Here is a 22,691-nt window from a genome sequence, read left to right as displayed (position 1 = left end):
AAGGGTGGCGGGGACGCCCAGCTAGCGTCCCCGCTCAACCAGTCAGCGCGGCGCCCGCGTGGACGCCATCAGCATGTTGATCGCCCGGTCGAACCCGCTGCCGCCGCCCTGCTTGCCGCGCTCCGGCCGGCCGCTGCCGCGCCTCACGTGCGGCGGCCGGTTGATCTTGATGGGCTTCTTGCGGCGGTGATCGGCCGCGAGCACGCCGATCTCCTCCACCGCCTCGGCGACCAGCTCGTGGAGCGACGTCCACGGCTGCGCCCGCTGCTCGGGCGTGCTGTTTACTCGGGCGTCGGGAGGGAGCTCGTTGGCGAGGTCGAGAAATCGCCGGGCAGATATCCACCCTCGTTCACCGGGCCGGAGCCAGACTCCGGAGATGTCGAGCCCTCGGTAGTGGTCGAGGAAGTCTGCGTCGAGGCGTCGCCACTGGCGGAGTCGCTCGGCGACGGCTTGGATTCCCCCGCGCTGAACGCGTACCTCCCGGCCAGGCCCTTGAGCAGCGCGCCCACGTCCAAGATGCTCGGCCGCTCCGCCACGAACGCGTCGTAGCCGCCGTCGCCCATCAGCCTGCGCCCCATCAGGCGGACCGCGTCGAGCAGTTCGCCGGGGAGCTTGGGGTTCTGGATGACCAGGTCAACCACCATGGACGCGATGGACAGGCCGGCCTTGGTCAGGTCAGCCTCCTTCAACGCGTTCAACACGGTGCGCGCGATCAGTGCGGTGTCCACGTTGAGATGCGCGAGCGGCTCCAGCACATCCACCGGAAGCTCCGGCGGCAGGAGAATGACCGCCCCGCCGAGACGTAGCTCGATCGGCTTTCCCTGGGTGCCGCTCCGGCTCACCCTGGCCGCGTTCAGGTCCAGTACTACGCTGTCGTCCACCATCAGGGGACCCCCGTCCGTCTGTTCGAGTGACGGCCGGGAACGGTACGGGCGGGCCTGGGTTTGCGTCCCAGCCCGCCCGCACGCTCCCGGTTACGGAGTCGTCGGCGGCGCCGCCGGCGGCGCGAACGACGCGAACGCGGTGTTGAACACGTCGTAGAAGGCGCTGCCCACGTCCGAGCCGAGCACGGACAGGTTCAACGGCAGCGTCGCCGACTCGTCACGGCTGAGCTCCTGCTGCACGCCCTCACGCTGCATGCAGCGCGGGATGATCCGCCGCATCCGGCGGGTACCGTCGCCGAGCTCCAGCACCGCGGCGACCTCGCTCCTCGTGCCGATGCTGGGCGGGGTGTACTTGTAGTACTTGGCGCCGCCGCCCTCGGGCGTGATCTCCTCGATCGTGCCACCGCCGTACACGGCCTGGAAGTTGGCCGCGGACCACTCCAGCAGCTCGACCTCCAGCGAGGCGGCGTCCTTGGTCTGCCACACCTTCACCGGGTAGGCCGACTGGTGCGCCTCGGTCTCGGCGAACTCCGGGTCACCCGACCAGGACAGGCTGTCCGGGGTGAACAGGCCGACGTTCTTCCAGCCCGTGGGCATGGTCGCGGTCGGGCCCTCCGGCGCAGTGGTGCCGACCGGCGCCAGCCACAGGGCGGCGATCGACGCGGTAAAGACATTCTCGGCACCCATGTGGGCCCCCTCCACGCGGGGCCGCCCCCCGACGTACGGGGATGCGGCGGAACGGGTTGGGGACCCAGGCCGGGAATGATGGACAGGTGGAGGCTCTTGCGTCCGCCTCCGACGATCAGGAGCTCTCCGCAGGCCAGCGCGGGCGGGAGCTCACGGTCACCTTCGCCACGTACCGCGGCCGCTTGTCCGCCTCCGGCAGGAACCCGCCGCCCTGCGCAGGCCCGACAGACCCGATGACCGGGCCAGGCGGCGGCGGATCAGCGCGAGGCAGTTCCGTCAGCGCGCCGAGCGCCAGATACAGCAGCCGCCGCAGCGCCGCCTTGCTGCCGTCCATCTCGCCGAGCGCCTCGATCTGGATGCGCACCTTGACACGGGCGGTGTCGTAGTTCTCGACCCCGCCAGGCACATCCGTCACCCTGAGCCGCGGATACGGCGGGATCGAGTACCCGCCCACCCTGTCCGGGCCCAGCTCCGCCAGCAGGGCCGGATGCGCCGCCAGCCAGTCGAGCACCACCGGCAGCGGATCAGCGTCGGCCAGGTCCTCGACGGCCACCGCTACGACGCCGGCGTGCTCGGCGTGCTCGACTTCGCGGGCTTGGCCTTGACGGGCCGCATGGCCGCCTGCACGGACGCGAAATTGGCAGGGTCGGCGTCCTTGACGTATCCCGCCGAGACCAGGCGGTGCGCCTGCTCGCGGTGCATCTCCAGCTCTGCGCCGACCGGGTGCTCCGCCTCGTCGAGACCGAGCTGCCGGCACGTGTGGACACCGATCGGATGGGCAAGCGTGATCTTCACCATGTCACTCATGGCGGGGAGGATGACGGCCGAACACGCCTAGCGTCTCCGCCCGATCGCCTCGCGGAGGAAAACGCAAAGAGCCCCCGCTCCGGCGGGGGCTCTCGTCGTTGCCGGTGCGGGTCAGCGCATCCGCAGGCGCAGCCTGTACCGGTCCGCTGGGTACAGCGCTTCACGCACCGCCTGCACTCCGCCCTCCGCATCCAGGAGCACCACCAGGACCTCCATCACCGGCGTCCCCGGCGGCAGTCCGAGCAGGCGGGCCTCGCGCGGCACCGGCATCCGGGACACCACCTCGGCCTCGCGGTCGGCGATAACGATCCCGGCCTGGGCGAGCAGCTCCTCATCAGGCTCACCCAAGGGCACCGGCTCGCCGAGCGCTGGGATGCGCTTGATCAAGGGGCGCGGGTAGTAGGTGGAGAGTCCGGGATGGTTGCTGCTGCGGCGCCGGACGAACGAGGTGATGCCGGGCAGGAGTTCGGCCAAGGCCGATGTCGGCTGGACGACGGACACGTCCACGGTCTGGGCACCGGCCTCGGCAACGCCGCCGGCCCGGTCCACCTCGACCGCGGCCCGCTCGTAGGCGCGGACGAAAACGCCACGGCCGCTCTCCCCTCGGGTGAGCCCGGCGACCTCCAGCTCACGAAGCGCGCGCCGAACCGTGGTCGGTGTAACGCCCCATTGCGCGCGGAGCGCGGCCTCGGACGGGAGCGGATCACCAGGGCGCAGGCGGCCCTGCTCTATCTCCTGGAAGAGAGCAGCCGCGATGGCTTCGTACGTGCTCTGTTCCGCCATGCCGCCCACTCTCCGTCTGATGTGCCTCGCGTCGGTGCACAGATCATCCCAGGTCGCTAATGATGCACCGACCGCAACGCTCATCGTCAACAACTCCTTATTGCGTAACCTCTACGTAGAGGTTAACCTCAACGTAGAAGTTAGCCAAGAGGAGAGAAGATGATCCGGCTCAGGCGGCAGCGCAGCGACGAAACCAGTGCTCCCCCGCAGCGCAAGACCTGGTGCTACAACGGGCAGCCCGCCACGGAGATCGACCGCACGGACGACTTCGTGACCGTCCAACTCGGTGACGGCACCACCCCGAGCGTCCTCCCCGACCGGATCACCGCATGTACCTGCGACGGGAGGGGATGTCAGTGATCTCGCTGATCATGGACCTGATCTGGTGGACCGGCCTGGTCTGCGTCCCGGCCAGCATCATTCGCCGCGCCACCCAGGACACCCAGCGCCAGCACCCCACCCCCGCCGAACGCTGGAACGACCGCAGCCATGCGCCGTGGCCGGCCACCTGGACCCGCCGCACTACCCGCGTCGCTCTCCATCTCGGCCTCGCCCTCTGGTGGGCCTTCCTCCTGCTCGTCTGGATCGTCGTCGGGCTCACGCTCGCCGCGTTCGAGCTCGGCGGCGAGACCTGCAAGGCCCTCGCCTACGCCGTCGCCTTCATCGCCACCATGCTCACGAACCTCGCCGAGCACGCCAAGGGGCTGATGGCCGACCCCGCACCCACCAACGCCCCGCCCCTCACCACCTGAAAGGACCACCCCGATGGACCCCGATCTCGGTCTCGGCTACCTCGACGTCACCTTCTTCACCTTCATCCAGTGGGACATCGGTCTCTGCGCCCCCTGGTGGGCAGTCGGCCTCGCCGCCCTCGCCCTCATCTTCTTCCTGACCAAGCTCATCCAGACCCTCAGCGGCTGACCGCACCATCCCGGAAGGACACCCCCCATGGGCATCTGGTTCGGCCCGAAGACGTACACCAGCCACTCCTACGGCCAAGAGCTCGCCGTGAAGATCACCAGGCAAGGCGGCCGCAGTTCCTCCGGCGCCGCAGCCCTGCTCAACCTCATGGACGGCAGCCTCGCCGACCCTGAGCAGCTTCGCGGCGAGGAAGCCGAGCAGGCCGCCCGCTCCCTCCGCGAGGTTGCCCGCAAGCTGCGCGGCGAAGACCGAGACGCCGCCCTGGCCATCGCCGCCCAGGCGCAGGAAGCGGCCGACTCCGGCCGTAGATGGATCATCCGCCCGTCCTAACCCCCCACCCCGCACAAGCAGGAAGGACCCCACCCGTGTTCGGCAAGCCGCTCCAGGCCACACTCCCGCCAGCCCCCGCTGACGCTGGCCAGGCTCCCACGCCCAAGCGCGGGCTGCTGGAGCGCGCCGTCCGAGCCGCCGCCCGCTGGGCTGCCTACAACCTGGTATGGCGGCCCATCCGCTGGGAGCTCCGCCGCATGCGGAACCACCGCGAGTTCCACGCCTCTTGGGCAGGCTCCATCCCCCTGTACGCGTACGCCGCCATTCACCACCTCACGGGCACTCCCTGGTGGATCACCCCCGCCGCGACCGCCGCGGCTGGCGCCGCCACCTACTGGTTCCTGAAGCGGAACGACGTCCTCCCCCTCACACCCACGACCGCGACCACCACCGTGGCGGCCGCCGGCGCCTGGACGACAGCCGCCACGTTCGCCCCGTTCGACCCCATCACCGCCACCTCCTGGGCGGTGCTCACCGTGAGCGGCACCATCGCCTGGGGCTTCTCCAAGCAGGCCCGCCGCTGGCGCTCGGCCCAGCTCCGCGTCCGCTACAGCACCCGCCGCCTCCCCGGCGTGATGGCCGCCCTCACCTTCGCCGGCGTCGTCGTCGCCGCCCGCCCCACCGTTTCCGGCACCGGCCGCACCGCCTACCCGCTGCGGCTGACCCAGCCGGGCGTCACCCGCCGCAAGCTGGAGAAGGCCATCCGCGACATCGAGCAGGGCATGGACTGGTCCGAAGGGTCAGTCCGCGAGATCATCCAGGACCCGAAGCATTCGGCCGCCTCCCGCGTCCTCCTCATCCACCACGAAGGCGGCATCAAGGCCGTCACCGTCACATTCGACCCGCCCGAGATGCCGCGCAGCGTGTATGACCGGCGCTGGGTCGGTGTCACCGACGAGGGCGAGCCGTACTACATCACCCCGATCATCCGCGGATATGGCGCGACCCACTCCATGGTGGGCGGCGCCACCGGCTCCACCAAGTCGAACCTGCTGCGCCTGCGCGCCCTGCACGCCGCCCACACGCCCACGCTCCTATGGGTGATCGACCTCAAGAGCGGTGGCAAGGCGTACGCCCACCTGCTCCCCCGGATCGACCGAATCGCCGTCACCGAGGAGCAGGCCGCCGAGCTGATGGCCGACGCCGCGGCGATGGTCCCGCTCCGCGCCGAACTGCTCCTGCCCGAGCACAACCAGGTCCTGCCCGCCATGGAGGTGGAGGGCGACGGAGGCTACTGCGCCGTCGAGATCCTCGGCGACGAGATCCGCACCATCTGGGCCAAGACCCGCCGCAGCGTGGCCCCGATCGTCGAGGACAGCAACAAGGTCACTAGCGAGGCGCGAGCCTTCCTCATCGGCGTGCACGCCGCCACCCAGTACTGGAACCAGGACTCCGCCCACCCGAAGCTGCTGGCGAACTTCACCGACGCGTTCGCCGGCCGCACCCGCTACGACAGCGACTCCCAGTTCCTGCTTCGCCGCTGGAACCGCTACAAGACCAGCGAACTCCCCCAGGGCGCCTACTACGTGCAGTCCAGCGGCAGCGAGGACCCCACCCTCATCTACACGCCGGAGGTGACCGACACGATGCTCATGCAGACCGCCGCTGAGACCGAGGCGCTCGCCCCCACGCTGGAGCAGTCCACCGCCGACCGGCTCCCCCACTACCGGAACCGGTGGGCGCACCTGCCCGACCACCTGCTCCAATACGCCAGCGAGGCGCAGAAGCGCGAGGTGCGCGAAGCGCGGGAGCGGCTCGGCATGGAGTCCGCCCCCGTTGGGCGCGGCCGCGCGGCCGCAGCCGACGACAAGCCCGTGCGGCTGGTCGTGTCGGAGCGGATCGACGACACCGCCGCCCTGGTGTCGGAGATCGCCGACCCGCACTTGCGGGCGCTCGCCACGGTGCACCTCTCCCCCGGCCTGGTCTCCACCGCCGAGTCCAACGCGGCCGCAGCGCCGCGCAGCCGCCAGTGGGCGACCGACCGCCGCGCAGTCTGGCGCGACGAGCTCCAGCTCGTCGAGCACAAGCGAGGCGAGTGGCGGCGAATCGTGGGGGAGCGGGAGTTCATCGTCGGCGTCCTGGCCGCAGAGGAGACGCTCCGAGCCCGGCGCGGCAACGGCGCCGGAGGCGGGGGAGAGGACACCACGGCGGACCCCGCCGACACCCCTGATGACCTGCACATACACCCCCTACACGGGGTGGCCGACCTGGGCGTACACCCCGATCCCCCCAGCCCCGCAGGGGCGGCCGCGGGGGGCGGCCCCGCCGGGAGAGTGGCCGACCCCGGGGGAGGGGCCCACATCTACTCCCCGTGACCCAGGCGGCCGCCCGGCCAGCCTCCCCCGCCCCCCGCCCGTACACGCACGCGTGCGCACGCGCGTAGGGGGGTGGATGTCCAAGCCGCCGGTTTTGGACATCGCCGTGGACATCCCGTGGACATTCCGTTGGACATGACGAAGGTGACTGAAAGTGACGACCGAAAGCGTTGACCCGCCCCGCAATCAGGACAGACGGCTGACCGGTTTGCAGGTGATCGGTGTCCTGATCATCGCTGTCCTGGGCCTTGCCCTGACCGGCAACGGCCTCGTCGCGTCCTATCAGGCCCTGCACAAGTTCGCTGTCCTGATGGGCGTCGCCGCACCCGAACAGGTCGCGCTCGGCTTCGAGGCTGCCCTGATCGTCATCGTGTCCTGGGACATTGTGCTGACCTGGACGCGCCGCGCTGTCCCGCTCCTGCGGTGGGTGGCCCGGATCATGACTGTCCTGTCCGTGGTCGCCAACGCCTCCGCCGGCTGGCCCGACGTCCGCTCCATGATGCTGTACGTCCCGGCGCCGCTCGGCGTGCTGGCGATCGTCGAGTCGATCCGGCACGTCCTCCTGGCCAAGCACCGCACCCGCGAGCCGATCCCCGTCGCCCGCTGGTTCGCCCACTTCGGCTCCTCCTACCGCCTGCGGAAACTCATGATCAAGTGGGAGATCACCAGCTACCGCACCGCGCTGGAGATGGAGCAGCGCATCGAGCACGCGAAGAAGCTGCTCGAAGTCATCCACGGCGCGATGTGGTGGCGGCAGAACGCGCCCGCGGACCTGGTGTGGATGCTCGACGAAGGCGTCATGCTCGACCAGGCCCTGCCCCGCGTCTACCGCATGGCCCACGAGCACGGCCTGGAGACAGGACAGCAGGACACCCCGCCTGTCCTGCCCCGCCGCCCCAAGACGCGCCCCGTCCCGCCGAAGGAGCCCGTCCAGGACAGCCAGGACAGGACACTGCCGCCCCCGCCCTCAGGACAGGACAGCAAGCAGCAGGACACCCCGGCCCCATCAGGACAGGACAACCCCGCGCCGACAGGACAGGACAAGGGCAAGCCCGATCAGGACAACGACCGCCAGGGTGACGGCGATCAGGACAAGAAGACCAACGCCCGCAGGCGGAAGGACGCTGACCTGATCGCCGAGATGAGGTCACGTTGGGCCACCAACCCCGGCCGCCCCACCGTGTGCGACGAGCTCGGCGTCGGCACCGACCGCGCCGTCCGCCTCATGCGGATGGCGTGGCCGGACGAGATCGCCATCGCCATCGCCAAGGAGATCACCCCCTCCGGAGAAGTCCGAGCGGCCGCGCTCGCCAACCGCCTCGGCATCACGCTGGTCGAGCTGAGCACCCGCCTGGAGCAGTACCGGAAGGATCACGGCTTCCCCATGAGCCCGGAGGAGTGGAACCGCCGGCCCGAGTCCATCCTCCACTGGAGCTCCAAAACGGACGCCCCCGCCGAGACGCACACCACGATCGCCGTCACCAACGGCAGCAGCCCCAACTAGCCCCAAGGAGCACAACCATGGCCACCGCAACCACCGAGAAGCCCATCAAGCCGATCACCGTCAACGGCATCACCGGCAACGAACCTGCCCCGGACGACCACGCGAAATACCTCGTGTGGAAGGTCGTCCACCGCCACAACACGGCCGTGCCGCTCGCCCTGGAGGAGGAGCAGGCGTGGAACGGCTACATCAGCGCCGAAGCCGCCACCGAACAGGCATGGCAGGCGCTGGACACCACGCACACCACCGACTGGGCCGCCGCCCACCACCGGTGGGTCAAAGCTGAGCAGGCGCTCGACACCGCCGTCCGCCGGTGGGAGTCCGCCGCCGCGGCGCTGGAGCAGGCGTTCGATGACGCCCACTGGGGCGACCGCACCTACGAGTTCTACGAGGAGGTAACGCGCCAGGCCGGCATCCGTGAACTGCTGTGCGCAAACCGCCCTACGTCCCCCTGGCAAACTCTGGACGTGGAGCGGCGGCGCCGGGAGCGCGAGCAGCTCGCCGGGAAGACGCTTCAGCACCTGCCAGCCTGACCAACGATCGCCACCAGCAGAAGGGGCGGCAGCCATGCGGCTGCCGCCCCTTCCATGTCGTCACACTGCTGGCTTACTCGGTTCGGCCCGCCCGGAGCAGAGCGCCCAGCTCGGTGCCGTCCGCGAGAGCCTGCCCGATGGCCTTGGTCAGCAGCGCCGTCAACTCTGGCGGCAGGTCGGACGCTGCATCGTTCGAGGACTCCGCGGCGGCCGGCGCCGCGGATCCGGTGTCGAGAGTCTTACCTCCGGTGATGGTCGAGTCGATGGCGGTTGCCATCCTGGAGTCCGCGTCAGGGGTGAGGTGGGAGTAGACCGCGCTGGTGACGGTCACGTTGGCATGCCCGATTCGCTTGGAGACCGGTTCGATCCCCACGACGGGGATGAGCTCGCTGGCGTGGCTGTGGCGCAGCCCGTGCGGAGTGGGCTCCTTGATCAGGCCGCGCTGCGCCGCGAGTTCCTTGACCTTCTGCCAGCGGTGTTCGTTGAAGTTGGCGTTGCGCCACAGGGTGCCACCGCGGGTGCCGGGCGCCGGGAAGAGGAGCGCCAGCTTGCCCTTGCCCTGGGCGCGTCTACGAAGCACCTGGAGCGCCTTCGGCGGCAAGGTGATGGTACGGAACGCGTTGGCGCTCTTGCCCTCTGTGGATTCGATGTAGGGTCGCCGGTTCTCGTCCTCGCGGACGACCTGGGCCACGGTGAGTGTGCTGACGTCGAAATCCACATCGCAGACCCGCAACGCGGTCAGTTCACCCCAGCGCAGGCCTGTAGCGAGCAGCACCAGCGTGATATCGCCCGTGTCTTCATCAACCTCATAGGCGCATTCGATCCACTCTGGGATCTCCACGCCTGTGATGACCTTGTTGGCCTTGACCGCCTTACCCTTCCGTTCCGGCAGTTTGACGTTCCTGCACGGCTGGCGGGAGCAGTACTCCTTGTCGATGGCGTAGTCGAAGACCGGCGAGATGACCGTCCCGTGGATGTTCAGGATCGTCTTGGCCGAGTAGGGCTTCAGGACCTTCTTACCATGCTGCTTCTCCCGCATCTGGTTGATCCACGCCTGGATGATGTCGCCCGTGAATTCGTCGATGGGTAACCTGCCCAGCGGCCCAACCCGAGTGCCGTCCGGCAGGGTGACGACGGCCTGGACGATGTGGTCGTCGAGGGTCTTGCGGTACTGGCCGATGGTTCGCCGCTCGGCGTCCACGAGGGTGGCCAGGTACTCGTTGGCGACCTGGGCGAAGGTCCGGACTTCGGTCGGCTGGGAGGCCAGGCCGAGCATCTCGGCGAAGGCTGGGTTCTTGTAGGGGTCGCGGTAGCCGTTGGCCACGAGCGCCCCACGGAAGATCTTCGCTGAGTCGAAGTCGTCGAAGGTGTAGCTGTTGCGAGGGCCCGTGCGGCGGCCCCCTTCGCGCCAGGGGACGCGATAGGAGTACGACCCATCCCTCTTCTGGCGTGGCTCGACGCCTTCCGCGCGCCGAGGTCGTGCTGACACGGAACCACCGTTCCCTTCGTCCGGGGGAGGTTCCGCAACGTAAGGGCTGGCCTGGGCTTACGTCCTGCTCCAGCAGGGCCGTGCCCCCATGGTGCCCCCACAGACACGAAACCGCCCCTTGCCTGCGATGTTTCCGCAGGTAAGAGGCGGTCTGAAGTGGTGGAGGTGGCGGGAATCGAACCCGCGTCCTTCAACCCCAAGTCAGGGCTTCTCCGGGCGCAGCCTGCTGTGCTTTTCTCAGCCCCGGCGATCACGCAGGCGAGTCGCCGACGGGCTCAGCCACTGTTTGGTTTCCCGATCGCCCCCGTGGCCGGGTTGATCGGTTGAGCCTTCTGACGATGCCAGACACCGGGCCGAAGGCACTCCCGGGCTGACAGTGGTTTCGCTACTTAGGCAGCGAGCGCCAGGTCAGACCTGGCAGCCACAGTGCTCTTGGAATTGGCACTTGTTGTTCGCGGTCACAGGATTAACGAGGTTATGTCCGCAGTCCTCGGCCCGCTTCACCTGGCTTGCAAGGTCAAAGTCGAAGCCAGTCACCCCCTGTGCAGTTTTCAACACGCGCCCCGTCAGGACGAGGCCCGCGCATTGATGAATCTACAGGGGACAACACCCTCAACGCCAACTTAATTCCTGGTGCAGCCGCACATGCCGAAACCCCCGGGAGCGCGGCACAGCGGCACGCGCTCCCGGGGGCCGACCGGCAGGGTCGAGCCGGTCCGGACGGCAGGACTTCCCCCGAGATGAAGTCCTGATCTCATCACGGCGACTGGAACCGCAACCCCCCGAGCGGGCCCAGTCATTCAGTAAGACGCAACCAGGTGCCCGGATGGTTGCTCCGCGTCACGACAATTTCACGATGGGTTGCGCAGGCCCGCGAAGAAGCTGCCCGCCACGGCCGCGGCGTCGTAGTTCTTCGTCAGCACCGCGATGGCCACATCGCCCTGCCAGCCGACGAACCAGCCCTGCTGGTTGCCCGCCGACGCCCGGACGCCGTAGACGGGGCCCTTGCCCGCCTGGGCGGGCGTGCCGGCCGCGCCGGCCCGCATCATGGTCATCAGCGCGGTGCGGACCTTGGGGTCCATCGGCACCGAGGCCGGCTGGGTGACCGGCGTCGCCTCTGCCGACGGGTCGGGCGACTTCGGGTCGGTGACCAGCACCGGCGGCCGCCACGTGCCCGAGCCCACCGCCGCGGCCACCAGGGCCATGCCGAGCGGGCTCATCTCGACGTTCTGGCCCGCGATGGCCTTGGCCTTGTCGGCGTCGCTGGACAGCTCCGGCAGCGTCCCGCTGAACGACTTGAGCGGCAGCCGCCACGGCTGCCCCACGCCGAACGCCTTCGCGCTCCGCTCCAGGTCGTCGGCCGTGACGCGGCGGGCCAGCGAGGCCAGCGCGGTCACGCAGCCCTTGGCGAAGTTCTCCTGGAAGGTGGCCGACGTCGTGACGCCCGTGGACTGCCCGGCGTGCACGAATTTGGCCCCGCCCACCGTGCGCTCCTGCGGGCAGGCCAGCTTCTGCTTGGTGCTCACGTCCTTCTTCAGCAGCGCGTCGGCGGCCACGATCGAGAACGCCGTGCCGGCGGGGAACTTGCCGGCCAGCGCGTCGCGCTCCTGGTGCAGGCCCTTGGTGCTGACGGCGAGGATCTCGCCGGTCTCGCGCTGCACCGCCACCAGCGCGCTCGTCCCGGTGTCGGCCACCGCCTGCTCGGCCGCGGCCTGCGTGGCCCGGTCGATCGTGGTCTTGACCGAGACGTTCTGCCGGCCGGGCCACCCCTCGAGCTCGGCGACCTTCCGGCCGGTCTTGAGATCGAGGGTGATCACCTTGGTCTCGGTGGAGCCGGTCAGGTAGTTCTGGTAGGCCTGCTGCAGGCCGTTCCTGCCCACCGAGTCGCCGGCCCGCTGCGGGCCGCCGAGCTTCTGCTCGGTCTCGGGCGTGAGCGCGCTGACGTCGCCCACGATCTGGCGCGGCGCGTCGGGATCGACGGGCTGGGGCTGCTCGTCGATCTTGACCCCGTCGATGGCCTCCAGCTTCGCCTGCATCGACTGGTAACGCGAGCGCCCGAACGTCACGAGCTGGACGAACTTCTCCGGAGGCGAGGACCTGACCCGGCTCAGCAGCCGGTCCTGGGCGTAGCCGGTGACCTCCGACAGCTGGGTGACCACCTCTTCCGCCCGGTCGCCGAGCTGGTTGGGGTGGACACCCGCGACGTAGAGCACCCTGTCGCTCTGCAACGGGTCGCCCGCCCTGTCGACGATCGGCTGGCGCGGCCTGGGCCGGGTGTCGACCGCGAACCGCTGCCCCTCCTTGAGCTGCGGATGCAGCACCGAGGGCGACCAGCGCACCTTCCACGAGCCGTCGACCAGGTGCAGCGGCAGCACGCCTGCGTACCCCCACAGGGGGTTGTTCTCCCCCAGGTCGACCTCGGCGCGGAAGTCGGCCTTGGACTCGTCGCCGGTCACGCTGATACTCGTGATCTTGAAGCGGAACGAGGCCGCGTCGAGCTCCAGCTTGGCGTCGGCCAGTGCCTTGCGCACCGTCGCCACGTCGCCGTCGGTGCGGCCGGCGGCCAGCTCGTAGTCCTCCGTCTGCCAGCCCACGAGGAAATCACGCACCGCGTCGTGCGGTGACGGCTCCTCGAAGCATCCGGTCAGCGTGGTGCACGCGACCGCCAGGGTGACGGTCGCGGCCAGGGTGCGGCGGGCGCGTCTCATCGGTTGCGGTGTCACACTCTCATCGGTTGCGGTGCCGCATTGCCCGGGCCATCTCCCGCTTGGCCTGCTGCTCCGCCAGCGCCTGCCGCTTGTCCCAGTCTTTCTTGCCTCGGGCCACGGCGATCTCGACCTTGGCCCTGCCGTCCTTGAAGTAGAGCGTCAGCGGCACGATCGTGAGCCCGCCCTCCTTCGTCTTGGCGGCGAGCTTCTCGATCTCCTTGCGGTGCAGCAGCAGCTTGCGCTTGCGGCGCGCCGCGTGGTTGGTCCACGTGCCCTGCGAATATTCGGGAATGTGGACGTTGAGCAGCCACGCTTCGTTGCCGTCGATGCTGGCGTAGCCGTCGACGAGCGAGGCGCGGCCCTCGCGTAGCGACTTCACCTCGGTGCCCTGCAGCACGAGACCCGCCTCGAAAGTGTCCTCGACGTGGTAGTCGTGCCGAGCACGTTTGTTCTGGGCGATGACCTTCCGCCCGGTCTCACGTGGCATGCTTCGACTTTACCGGCGACCGGGGCGGTCACGACCCAAGCGCACCCCTGCTACACCCTGAGGTAGCGGCGCAGCGTCACGAACGAGGCCAGGATACAGATCACAACACCGATGATCATAGTGAGCGTGATCGTCTGGGCCAGGTCGTTCCAGCCGAGCCCGGTGCCGAAGAAGTTGACGACCTCGTCGAACAGGAACACCTTCGCCAGGATCAGGATGACCGCGGCGAACACCCCGCCCACCAGGCCGGCGATGACGCCTTCCATGACGAACGGGAGCTGGATGTAGAGGTTGGAGGCGCCGACCAGCCGCATGATGCCCGTCTCCCTGCGCCGGTTGAACGCCGACAGCCGCACCGTGTTGCCGATCAGCAGGGCAGCCGCCAGCACCAGGACGACCGCCACCGAGAGCGCGGCGAACGCCAGCGTGTTGAGCAGGTTGAAGAACGGGGCGATGAGCTGCTTCTGGTCCATCACCTGCGCCACGCCGGGCTGGCCCTTCATGGCGTCGATGACGGGCTGGTAGTTGTCGGGATTCTCCAGGCTTATCCTGAACGACTGGGGCAGGTCCTCGACCTTGGTCGCGTCGACGAGGGCCTTGTTGGACGAGAACGACTGCTTGAAGTTCTCGTACGCGGCGGCTTCGTTCTCGAACACCACTCCCTTGACGCCGGGGGTGTTCTCGATGTGCTCCTGGAGCGCCTTGGTCTGCGCGGGCGAGATCGCCTTGCCGTTGCAGGCCGGCATGGCCGTCCCCTTCTTGCAGAGGAAGACCGAGATTTCGACCTTGTCGTCCCAGTAGCCCTTCATCAGCCCGACCTGACTGTTGATCATCAGGCCGACGCCGAGCAGCGCCATGCTGACCGCCACGGTGATGACCACCGCGATCGTCATGGTCAGGTTGCGACGGAGGCCGATCCAGACCTCGGAGAAGATGAAATTCGCCCGCATGTCTTGTCTGCAGCTCCCTGTCAGTACGCCTGGCCGTACACGCCACGCGACTGGTCACGGACGATCTTGCCGTCCTCCAGCTCCACGACACGCTTACGCATGGAGTCGACGATGGCCGCGTCGTGCGTGGCCATGACGACCGTGGTGCCAGTCCTGTTGATGCGGTCGAGCACCTTCATGATGCCGATGCTCGTCGCGGGGTCGATGTTGCCCGTGGGCTCGTCGGCCAGCAGGATCATCGGCCTGTTGACGAACGCGCGGGCCATGGCGACGCGCTGCTGCTCGCCGCCGGACAGCTCGTCGGGCATGCGGTGGGCCTTGCCCTCCAGGCCGACCAGCTCGACGACCTCGGGCACCACCTTGCGGATGAACCGGCGGGGCTTGCCGATGACCTCGAGGGCGAACGCCACGTTCTCGTAGACGTTCTTGTTGGGGAGCAGCCTGAAGTCCTGGAAGACGCAGCCGATGCGGCGGCGCAGGTGCGGCACCTTGAAGTTGGAGAGGCGGGCCAGGTCCTTGCCGGCGACGTGGATCGCGCCGGAGTTGGGCCGCTCCTCCTTCAGGATCAGACGCAGGAACGTCGACTTGCCTGATCCCGAGGGACCGACGAGGAACACGAACTCGCCCTTGTCCACGTCAACGGATACGTGGTCGAGGGCGGGCCGGTTCTGGTTCGCGTAGACCTTGGTGACATTATCGAAATGGATCACGAGAGCATCACGGCATGCCAGTCTAGGGGTCAGGACGGAAGCGAGGGTGGCACATGCCCACTTCCCGCCACCGGCCGATCGGGGGCGTTGACTTTACTGATGATCGACGTTCCGATTGGCCAGACGACAGTCTAGGGGGAAGACTGGCATGGAACGTCCATAACGGAAACAAAACGATTGTGCGGCTAGACTTGGGGCTGTCATGAGTTGTGAACACCTCGTATGCGCCCAGTGCGCTCACCCCGTGGTCGAGGGGCGCTGCCCCGTCTGCCGCGCCAACAGAGAGCGGATGCACAACCACGGCTTCGCCGGGCTGTCACCCGCCCTCATCGCCCTGCTCCTCGTCGCCCTGCTCCTGCTGAGCCTCGCGGCCCAGCACCTGCTCGGCACCTGACCCGCCCGGCTCCCGGCCTACTCGGCGCCTGACTCCTGGCGCCGCATCCAGCGGATCTCCGACTCGATGAACTCGTCGAGGTCGCCGTCGAGCACCGCTGACGGGTTGCCCGCCTCCGTGCCCGTGCGCAGGTCCTTCACGATCTGGTACGGGTGCAGCACGTAGTTGCGGATCTGCGTGCCCCACGACGTGGTCGTGGCGCCGCGCAGCTCCGACATCTTCTCCGCCTCCTCCTGCCGCTTGCGCTCCAGCAGCTTGGCCTGCAGGACGTTCATGGCCGTCGCGCGGTTCTGCAGCTGGGAGCGCTCGTTCTGGCAGGAGACCACGATGCCGCTCGGCAGGTGCGTGATGCGCACGGCCGAGTCGGTGGTGTTGACGCCCTGGCCGCCGGGGCCGCTGGAGCGGTAGACGTCGACGCGGATCTCGTCCTCGTTGATGTCGATGTGGTCGGTCTGCTCGACGACCGGCACGATGTCGACGCCGGCGAACGAGGTCTGCCGCCGCCCCTGGTTGTCGAACGGGCTGATGCGGACCAGCCGGTGGGTGCCGTGCTCGCCGCGCAGCGTGCCGTAGGCGTAGGGGGCCTTGATCGTGAACGTGGCCGACTTGATGCCGGCCTCCTCCGCGTAGGAGGTGTCGTAGACCTCGGTGGCGTAACCCTTGCGCTCGGCGTAACGCAGGTACATGCGCAGCAACATCTCGGCCCAGTCGGCCGCGTCGACGCCGCCGGCCTGAGAGTTGATGGTGACGAGCGCCTCGCGCGCGTCGTACTCGCCCGAGAGCAGCGTGCGGACCTCCAGGGCGCCGATGTCGGACTTCAGCCCCTCGAGCTCCTTGTCGGCCTCGGCGCGCGTGTCGTCGTCGGCTTCCTCGGCCGCCAGCTCGTACAGGACCGTGAGGTCCTCCAGACGGCGCGCGACGCCCTCCACGCGGTTGAGCTCGCCCTGGAGGTGGGAGAGCTTGCTGGTGACCTTCTGGGCCTGCTCGGGGTCGTCCCAGAGGTCGGGCGCGGCAACCTGCTGCTCCAGCTCCGCGATCTGCTTGCGCATCGCGTCGAGGTCGAGCACGTCCTGGATGCTGCGGAGCGTGCCCCGGAGCTCGTTGATCTCTTCTGCCGGATCGATGCCTGCCACGTCTCCCAAGGGTACGCGACCCTCGCGGGCCCGAATAACATGGCGAGGTGCGTGCATACGGTCGGCGTGGGATGCTGGCGCTCGCCGCCGGCCTGCTCGCCGCGGTGACCGCCTGCACGGGCGATGCCCGGCCTCCGGCCACCACGCCCGCGGCCGCCGTCACCACGCCCCCGTCACCCTCTGCCGACGAGCCCCTGGTGACGCTGGCGGAGGCGGCCGAGGAGTTCACCGCCTTCACCCTCACCGACAACTCGCTGCGCGGCACGACCTGGGAGAGCGTCTACGAGGGCAGGCTGACGCAGGCGATGGACATCACCACGGGCGGGCAGTGGCCGATCACCCAGGCCGCCTACGTGTCCACCGGCTCCAAGCCGCCGCGCCGCCAGTGGGGCTCGCCGACGCTGTACGTGCCCAGGTTCGCCCGGGACGAGCGGGCGCCCTGGTTCAGCGCGCTGGTGACGCGCGACGGGCGGCAGACGCTGCTGACCTTCGCCAAGTCCGACCACTGGCGTCTCAGCTCCGCGGCCGAGCTCCTGCCGGGTCAGGAGCTGCCGGAGATCAAGCTCGACGCCGACGGCTACGCGGCCGTGGTGGCCGCCGATGACAAGTCGGTCACGATCAGCCCGCAGTTCATCGGTCCCGTGCACGCCAGCGTGGCCGAGACGGGCACGGCCGGGGTCACGGCGGGCCTGCTCGGGGCCGGCCCGCTCACGACGGACGTGGCCGAGCAGATCGCCGCCAACCGGGAGCGGGCCAAGAACGAGGGCTTCAGCTACGACTCGATCTTCAGCGCCGACAACTTCCCCGTCTACGCCCTGCGCACCGAGGACGGCGGGGCGCTGATCCAGTACTCCCTGTCCCGCACCACGTCCACGACGACGAAGACGGCGGAGGACGACTACATCCCGGTGCCGGAGCAGGCCCGGTGGGCGATCAGCACGCCGGTGCTGCGGCGCACGCTCAAGCTGATCGAGACCCACCAGTACGCCACCGCCGTCCCGCCCCTCACCACCCCGTCCGCCGCGCCCGTGATCGCCCACGACGGCGTGCTGACGCGCGCCTCCGGGCAGTAGCCAGCCCGCCTCGACCGGCGGTGCGTGCCGTGACGGCCGGCCGGGGACGGCGGTCGGCCGGCCCCGGCGACACGTGAACGTGGGTCAGGCCTCCGTGTAGGGGAGGTTGCTGGCGGCGACGAGCGTGCGGATCGCGCGCAGCGCGACGGAGAGCGTGGCCAGGTCGAAGTTGTCGCTCTCCCAGATCTCCGACAGCGTCTGGCGCGCCCGGGAGACCGCCGCGGAGTTCGCCTCCGACCACCGCGCCAGCCGCTCCTCCGGAGGCAGCCCCGGCTTGCTGTGGGCCAGCACGTCGCGGGTGAGCGAGGCGTGCGCCGCGTACAGGTCGTCGCGCAGCGCGGACCGGGCGATCGAGTTCCACCGGTTGTCCCGGGGCAGCGCGATGATCCGCTCCCGCAGCCGGGCGAGCTGCAGCCGGTCGGCCAGGTCGAAGTAGACCTCGGCGACCTCGTTGACCGGCCGTCCCGTCAGCGACGAGATCTCCACCAGGTCCAGCGTCGAGTACGCCGGCACCATCCCGGCCACCCGCTCGGCCAGCTCCAGCGGCACGCCGCGGGCCACGAACGAGTCACGCCGCTCCTCGTAGGCCGCCAGGTCGGGCCCGGTCAGCAGCTTCGGGATGTGCGCGAGCAGCCCGTTGACCCCCTTGACGAAGAAGCTCACGGACCCGGCCAGGTCCAGCGGCGGCCGGCGGTTGACCAGCAGCCACCTGGCGCCGCGCTCGACCAGCTTGCGGGCCTCCAGCAGCATGGCGATCTGCGTGCCCGTGTCGGCCTTGTTGTCCAGCCCCTCCACGGCCCGGTAGAAGCTGGGCAGGTCGAAGACCTCCCGCGCGACCAGGTACGCCCGCACGATGTCGGGCGTCGAGGCCCCGGTCTCCTCGCCGAAGCGGAACATGAAGGTGGTGCCCGCCGAGTTGACCAGCTCGTTCACCACGCAGGTGGTGATGATCTCGCGCCGCAGCGGGTGCTCGTCCATGTACGTGCGGAACCGCTCCCGCAGCGCCGACGGGAAGTAGGAGACCAGCCACGAGGCGAGGTACGGGTCGTCGGGCAGGTCGGACCCGAGCAGCTCGGCGTCGGCCACCAGCTTGGTGTAGGCGAGCAGCACGGAGAACTCGGGCGCGGTCAGCCCCAGCCTGGCCTGGCGCCGCTCGGCCAGCGTCTTGTCCGAGGGCAGGAACTCCAGCTCCCGGTTGACGAGCCCGTCCCGCTCCAGCTTGCGCAGGTAGCGGGCGTGGATGTGGAGCATCTCGACGGCCTGCGTACGGGCGGCGTCGAGGACCACGTTCTGCGCGTAGTTGTCGCGCAGCACGAGGTCGGCCACCTCGTCGGTCATCGAGGTGAAGACCTGGTTGCGCTGCTTGTCGGTCAGCTCGCCGTCGCGGACGACCTGGTCGAGCAGGATCTTGATGTTCACCTCGTGGTCGGAGGTGTCCACGCCGGCCGAGTTGTCGATGAAGTCGGTGTTGACCAGCCCGCCGTTGAGCGCGAACTCGATCCTGGCGAGCTGCGTGAGGCCCAGGTTGCCGCCCTCGCCGATGACCTTGCAGCGCAGGTCGGCGGCGTTCACCCGGAGCCCGTCGTTGGCCTTGTCGCCCACGTCGGCGTGGGACTCGGAGCTCGCCTTGACGTAGGTGCCGATGCCGCCGTTCCAGAGCAGGTCCACCGGGGCCCGCAGGATGGCGCTGATGAGGTCGTTCGGCGCCATGGAGGCCACGCCGGACGGGATGCCCAGTGCCTCCCGCATCTGGGGCGTGATCTGGATGGACTTGGCCGTGCGCGGGAAGACGCCGCCGCCCGCGGAGATCAGCTTGGCGTCGTAGTCCTCCCAGGAGCTGCGCGGCAGCTCGAACAGCCGCCGCCGCTCGGCGAAGGAGCGGGCCGCGTCGGGTGAGGGATCGACGAAGACGTGCCGGTGGTCGAACGCGGCGACCAGCCGGATGTGCTGCGACAGCAGCATGCCGTTGCCGAACACGTCACCCGACATGTCGCCGATGCCGGCCACGGTGAAGTCGGTGGTCTGGACGTCCACGCCCATGGTCCGGAAGTGGTACTCGACCGACTCCCAGGCGCCGCGGGCGGTGATGCCCATGGCCTTGTGGTCGTAGCCGATGGAGCCGCCGGAGGCGAAGGCGTCGCCGAGCCAGAAGCCGTACTCCTTGGCCACACTGTTGGCGATGTCGGAGAAGGTGGCGGTGCCCTTGTCGGCGGCGACGACGAGGTAGGTGTCGTCGCCGTCGTGCCTGACCACGTCCGGCGGGGGCACGACCTTGCCGTCCACGAGGTTGTCGGTGACGTCGAGCAGGCCGGAGATGAACATCCGGTAGCAGGCCACGCCCTCGGCGAGCAGATCCTCCCGCGAACCAGACTTTGGCGGACGCTTAACGACAAATCCACCCTTAGACCCAGTCGGCACAATAACGGTATTTTTCACCATCTGCGCCTTGACCAGGCCGAGAATCTCCGTACGGAAGTCCTCCATCCGGTCCGACCACCGCAATCCGCCGCGCGCCACCTTCCCGAAGCGCAGATGCACGCCCTCGACCCGAGGCGAATACACGAATATCTCGTACTTCGGCCGCGGCAACGGCAACACGCTGACGGCCTGCGGATCGATTTTGAGAGATATGTACGGTTTGCGCTCTCCATCCACCGTCTGGAAGTAGTTGGTACGCAATGTCGCCTGAATCATCTCCAGGTACGCCCGGAGAATGCGGTCCTCGTCCAGCGAGGCCACCTCGTCCAGCGACCGCAGGATCTCCTCGTTGAGCGCCTCCACGAGGTCCACCCGCACGTCCTCGCCCCGCCGCGGATCGAGCTTGGCCTCGAACAGCCGGACGAGCAGCCGCGCCACCCGCACGTTGTCGCACAGCACCCGCTCCATGTAGGGCTGCGAGAACGTGCTCCCCGCCTGCCGCAGGTACTTGGCGTAGACCCGCAGGATCTCGACCTGCTCCCAGGTCAGCCCGGCCCGCAGGATCAGCGCGTTGAAGTCGTCGTCCTGCACCCGCCCCGTCCACAGGGCGGCCAGGCCGTCCTGGAAGAACCGCTTGAAGTCGTTCCTGTCGACCTCCTCCGACGGGGTGTACCGCAGGCCGAAGTCGTAGATCCAGGCGTTCTTGGTGCCGGGGTCGTTGTCGCGGTCGATCTCGTACGGGCGCTCGTCCACGACCTCCACGCCGAGCCGCTGGATCAACGGCAGCGCCTGGGACAGCGAGATGGGCGAGCCGACCTTGTAGATCTTCAGCCGCCGCTCCCCCTCCGCGGCGTCGTACGGCTCGTACAGGTTGATCCCGACCTGCTCGCCGTCGCCCGCCTCGACGATCTGCTCCAGCCGCCGCAGGTCGACCACGGCCACCTTGGGCGGGAAGTCGGCCTTGTACCCCTCGGGGAAGGCGGAGGCGTAGCGCCTGATGAGCGTGGGGGCCTCCTCCTCGGAGGTCATCTCGGTCAGCGCGGTGGCCAGGTCGTCCTCCCAGGAGCGGGTGAGGGCGGCCAGCCGCGCCTCCAGCTCCTCCACGTCCACGCTGGGCGGCGGGAGCTGCCTGCCCCGCTCGCCCCTGACGACCACGTGCAGGCGGGCCAGCACCGACTCGCCGATCATCGCGCTGTAGTCGAGCGACCTGCCGCCGAGCGCCTTGAGCAGCACCTCCTGCATCTTCAGCCGCACCTTGGTGGTGTAGCGGTCGCGCGGGAGGTAGATCAGGCAGGAGATGTAGCGCCCGTAGTCGTCGCGCCGCAGGAACAGCTTGACCTGCTTGCGCTCGCGCAGCCGCAGCACGCCCATCGCGATCGGCAGGAGCTGGTCGACCGAGGTCTGGAACAGCTCGTCGCGGGGGAACGTCTCCAGGATCTCGATCAGGTCCTTGCCGTCGTGGCTGTCGGGCGCCAGCCCGGCCTCGTTCAGCACGCCGGCCAGCTTGCGCCGCAGCACCGGGATGCGGGAGATCGACTCGTTGTAGGCCACGTGGGTGAACAGGCCGAGGAAGCGCCGCTCCCCGATCACCTCGCCCTCCGGCGAGAACAGCTTGACCCCGATGTAGTCGAGGTAGGTGGCCCGGTGCACGGTGGCCCTGGAGTTGGCCTTGGTGATGATCATGAGCTGCTTCTCGCGGGCCTTGGCCCGCACCTCGGCGGGCAGCGCCGCGAAGCTCCCCGAGCCCACCTTGTCGTCGCGCAGGATGCCCAGCGCGGCCCCGGGCAGCGCGCGCAGCGTCTCGCCCTCGTCGGTGTCCTCCAGGCGGTACTCGCGGTAGCCGAGGAAGGTGAAGTGCCCGTCGGCGAGCCAGCGCAACAGGTCGATGCTGTCCTCGACCTCGGCCGGCTCCAGCGGCGGCGGGTTCATGCTCAGGTCCTCGGCGGTCTGCACGGCCAGCGCGCGCATCTTCCTGAAGTCCTCGACCGAGTGGCGCACGTCGGTGAGCACGCGCTGCAGGTCGGCCTCGATCGCCTTGAGCGCCGCGTCGTCGGACTGGCGGTCGATCTCGATGTGGATCCACGACTCGACCAGCATCTGGCCGGTCACGTCCTCCTGGCCGCGGCCGAGCATCCGGCCCGTCATGTCGCGGCGCACCCGCATCTGGGGGTGGACCACCAGGTGCACGCCGAGGTCGTGCCGGTCGAGCTCCATCGTGACCGAGTCGACCAGGAACGGCATGTCGTCGGTGACCACCTCGACCACCGAGTGGCCGGGGTCCCAGCCGTTCTCGTCCAGCGTCGGGGTGTAGGCCCTGACCACGGCCCTGCCCTGGGGGCGGAGCTCGGCGAGCTGTCTCTGGGACATCGCGGGACCGTACACGTCAACGGGGTTGCGGTCGAGCAGGTCCTCCGGCGCGACATGCCGATAGTAGAACCGCAGGAAGGACAGCGCCTCCTCGGGGCTCACATGGTCACTGCCCACCGCGCAACTCTCGGCGGCTCGCTGGAGCAGCTCATCCTTGGCCTCGTCGAGCGGCATTTCGCTCTCACTCCTTTGTGAGGG

General features: G+C 69.1%; 21 protein-coding genes and 1 other RNA gene. 8 read left to right on the top strand and 14 right to left on the bottom strand.

All coding sequences use genetic code 11. The features are described from left to right. Positions 1-42: 42 nt before the first annotated feature. The 6 genes from AB0I79_RS17360 to AB0I79_RS17335 form a co-directional block, all read right to left on the bottom strand. The gene (locus AB0I79_RS17360; RefSeq protein WP_357873480.1) at positions 43-204 is read right to left on the bottom strand and encodes a hypothetical protein; all 162 of its coding nucleotides are present in this window, start codon (positions 202-204) and stop codon (positions 43-45) included. A 77-nt stretch (positions 205-281) separates the two neighbouring features. Beyond that, positions 282-884 (bottom strand): hypothetical protein, encoded by a 603-nt coding sequence (locus tag AB0I79_RS17355; RefSeq protein ID WP_357873478.1) that lies wholly within the window; start codon positions 882-884, stop codon positions 282-284. A gap of 90 nt (positions 885-974) precedes the next feature. Further along, the gene (locus tag AB0I79_RS17350; protein ID WP_357873476.1) at positions 975-1,571 is read right to left on the bottom strand and encodes a hypothetical protein; all 597 of its coding nucleotides are present in this window, start codon (positions 1,569-1,571) and stop codon (positions 975-977) included. Positions 1,572-1,686: 115 nt separating this feature from the next. Then, complete coding sequence (locus AB0I79_RS17345; RefSeq protein WP_357873473.1) at positions 1,687-2,124, bottom strand: hypothetical protein; 438 nt, start codon at positions 2,122-2,124, stop codon at positions 1,687-1,689. 2 nt (positions 2,125-2,126) lie between these two features. Next, complete coding sequence (locus AB0I79_RS17340) at positions 2,127-2,378, bottom strand: hypothetical protein (RefSeq protein ID WP_357873471.1); 252 nt, start codon at positions 2,376-2,378, stop codon at positions 2,127-2,129. 111 nt (positions 2,379-2,489) lie between these two features. Then, on the bottom strand, positions 2,490-3,161 hold the full coding sequence (locus tag AB0I79_RS17335; protein WP_357873468.1) for a GntR family transcriptional regulator: 672 nt from the start codon (positions 3,159-3,161) through the stop codon (positions 2,490-2,492). A 159-nt stretch (positions 3,162-3,320) separates the two neighbouring features. Between AB0I79_RS17335 and AB0I79_RS17330 the strand changes: the two genes are divergently transcribed. From AB0I79_RS17330 to AB0I79_RS17300, 7 genes are all read left to right on the top strand, one after another. Beyond that, the gene (locus AB0I79_RS17330; RefSeq protein ID WP_357873465.1) at positions 3,321-3,521 is read left to right on the top strand and encodes a hypothetical protein; all 201 of its coding nucleotides are present in this window, start codon (positions 3,321-3,323) and stop codon (positions 3,519-3,521) included. Next, a complete protein-coding gene (locus tag AB0I79_RS17325; RefSeq protein WP_357873462.1) occupies positions 3,518-3,913 on the top strand; it encodes a hypothetical protein in 396 nt (131 codons plus the stop codon). Before AB0I79_RS17330 ends, AB0I79_RS17325 begins: the two co-directional genes overlap by 4 nt. A 13-nt stretch (positions 3,914-3,926) precedes the next feature. Further along, a complete protein-coding gene (locus tag AB0I79_RS17320) occupies positions 3,927-4,082 on the top strand; it encodes a hypothetical protein (protein ID WP_357873459.1) in 156 nt (51 codons plus the stop codon). A gap of 27 nt (positions 4,083-4,109) precedes the next feature. Further along, positions 4,110-4,412, top strand: coding sequence for a hypothetical protein (locus tag AB0I79_RS17315; protein WP_357873456.1), 303 nt, complete (start codon positions 4,110-4,112; stop codon positions 4,410-4,412). Positions 4,413-4,447: 35 nt separating this feature from the next. Continuing rightward, positions 4,448-6,727 carry a hypothetical protein gene (locus tag AB0I79_RS17310; RefSeq protein ID WP_357873453.1) on the top strand — a complete coding sequence of 760 codons (2,280 nt, stop codon included), beginning with the start codon at positions 4,448-4,450 and terminating at the stop codon, positions 6,725-6,727. 154 nt (positions 6,728-6,881) lie between these two features. Further along, positions 6,882-8,231, top strand: coding sequence for a DUF2637 domain-containing protein (locus AB0I79_RS17305; protein WP_357873450.1), 1,350 nt, complete (start codon positions 6,882-6,884; stop codon positions 8,229-8,231). Between the two features lie 17 nt (positions 8,232-8,248). Beyond that, positions 8,249-8,764, top strand: coding sequence for a hypothetical protein (locus AB0I79_RS17300; RefSeq protein ID WP_357873447.1), 516 nt, complete (start codon positions 8,249-8,251; stop codon positions 8,762-8,764). 73 nt (positions 8,765-8,837) lie between these two features. On the opposite strand, the gene AB0I79_RS17295 is transcribed toward AB0I79_RS17300, so the two are convergent. The 7 genes from AB0I79_RS17295 to prfB all read right to left on the bottom strand — a co-directional run bounded on the left by AB0I79_RS17295 (position 8,838) and on the right by prfB (position 16,635). Further along, complete coding sequence (locus AB0I79_RS17295) at positions 8,838-10,088, bottom strand: site-specific integrase (RefSeq protein WP_357873444.1); 1,251 nt, start codon at positions 10,086-10,088, stop codon at positions 8,838-8,840. Between the two features lie 322 nt (positions 10,089-10,410). Next, positions 10,411-10,794: a transfer-messenger RNA gene (ssrA, locus tag AB0I79_RS17290) on the bottom strand. A gap of 310 nt (positions 10,795-11,104) precedes the next feature. After that, complete coding sequence (locus AB0I79_RS17285; protein WP_357873441.1) at positions 11,105-12,961, bottom strand: penicillin-binding transpeptidase domain-containing protein; 1,857 nt, start codon at positions 12,959-12,961, stop codon at positions 11,105-11,107. 19 nt (positions 12,962-12,980) lie between these two features. Further along, positions 12,981-13,448, bottom strand: a complete 468-nt coding sequence (gene smpB, locus AB0I79_RS17280) for an SsrA-binding protein SmpB (protein ID WP_357873437.1) — start codon at positions 13,446-13,448, stop codon at positions 12,981-12,983. 50 nt (positions 13,449-13,498) lie between these two features. Further along, complete coding sequence (gene ftsX, locus AB0I79_RS17275) at positions 13,499-14,398, bottom strand: permease-like cell division protein FtsX (RefSeq protein WP_357873434.1); 900 nt, start codon at positions 14,396-14,398, stop codon at positions 13,499-13,501. Positions 14,399-14,418: 20 nt separating this feature from the next. Continuing rightward, complete coding sequence (gene ftsE, locus AB0I79_RS17270; protein ID WP_043620538.1) at positions 14,419-15,108, bottom strand: cell division ATP-binding protein FtsE; 690 nt, start codon at positions 15,106-15,108, stop codon at positions 14,419-14,421. A gap of 411 nt (positions 15,109-15,519) precedes the next feature. Beyond that, a complete protein-coding gene (prfB, locus tag AB0I79_RS17265; protein ID WP_357873431.1) occupies positions 15,520-16,635 on the bottom strand; it encodes a peptide chain release factor 2 in 1,116 nt (371 codons plus the stop codon). Positions 16,636-16,682: 47 nt separating this feature from the next. On the opposite strand from prfB, the gene AB0I79_RS17260 reads away from it, so the two are divergent. Then, the gene (locus AB0I79_RS17260) at positions 16,683-17,708 is read left to right on the top strand and encodes a hypothetical protein (RefSeq protein WP_357873428.1); all 1,026 of its coding nucleotides are present in this window, start codon (positions 16,683-16,685) and stop codon (positions 17,706-17,708) included. An 84-nt stretch (positions 17,709-17,792) separates the two neighbouring features. Here the strand turns inward: AB0I79_RS17260 and AB0I79_RS17255 are convergent, their stop codons facing one another. Further along, a complete protein-coding gene (locus AB0I79_RS17255; protein ID WP_357873425.1) occupies positions 17,793-22,667 on the bottom strand; it encodes an NAD-glutamate dehydrogenase in 4,875 nt (1,624 codons plus the stop codon). Positions 22,668-22,691: the final 24 nt, after the last annotated feature.

Origin of the sequence: Nonomuraea sp. NPDC050202, from assembly GCF_040656115.1 — a bacterium.
Taxonomy (GTDB): Bacteria; Actinomycetota; Actinomycetes; order Streptosporangiales; family Streptosporangiaceae; genus Nonomuraea.
Note: the sequence above shows the minus strand (reverse complement) of the source record. Positions and strands in the feature narration are given on the sequence as shown.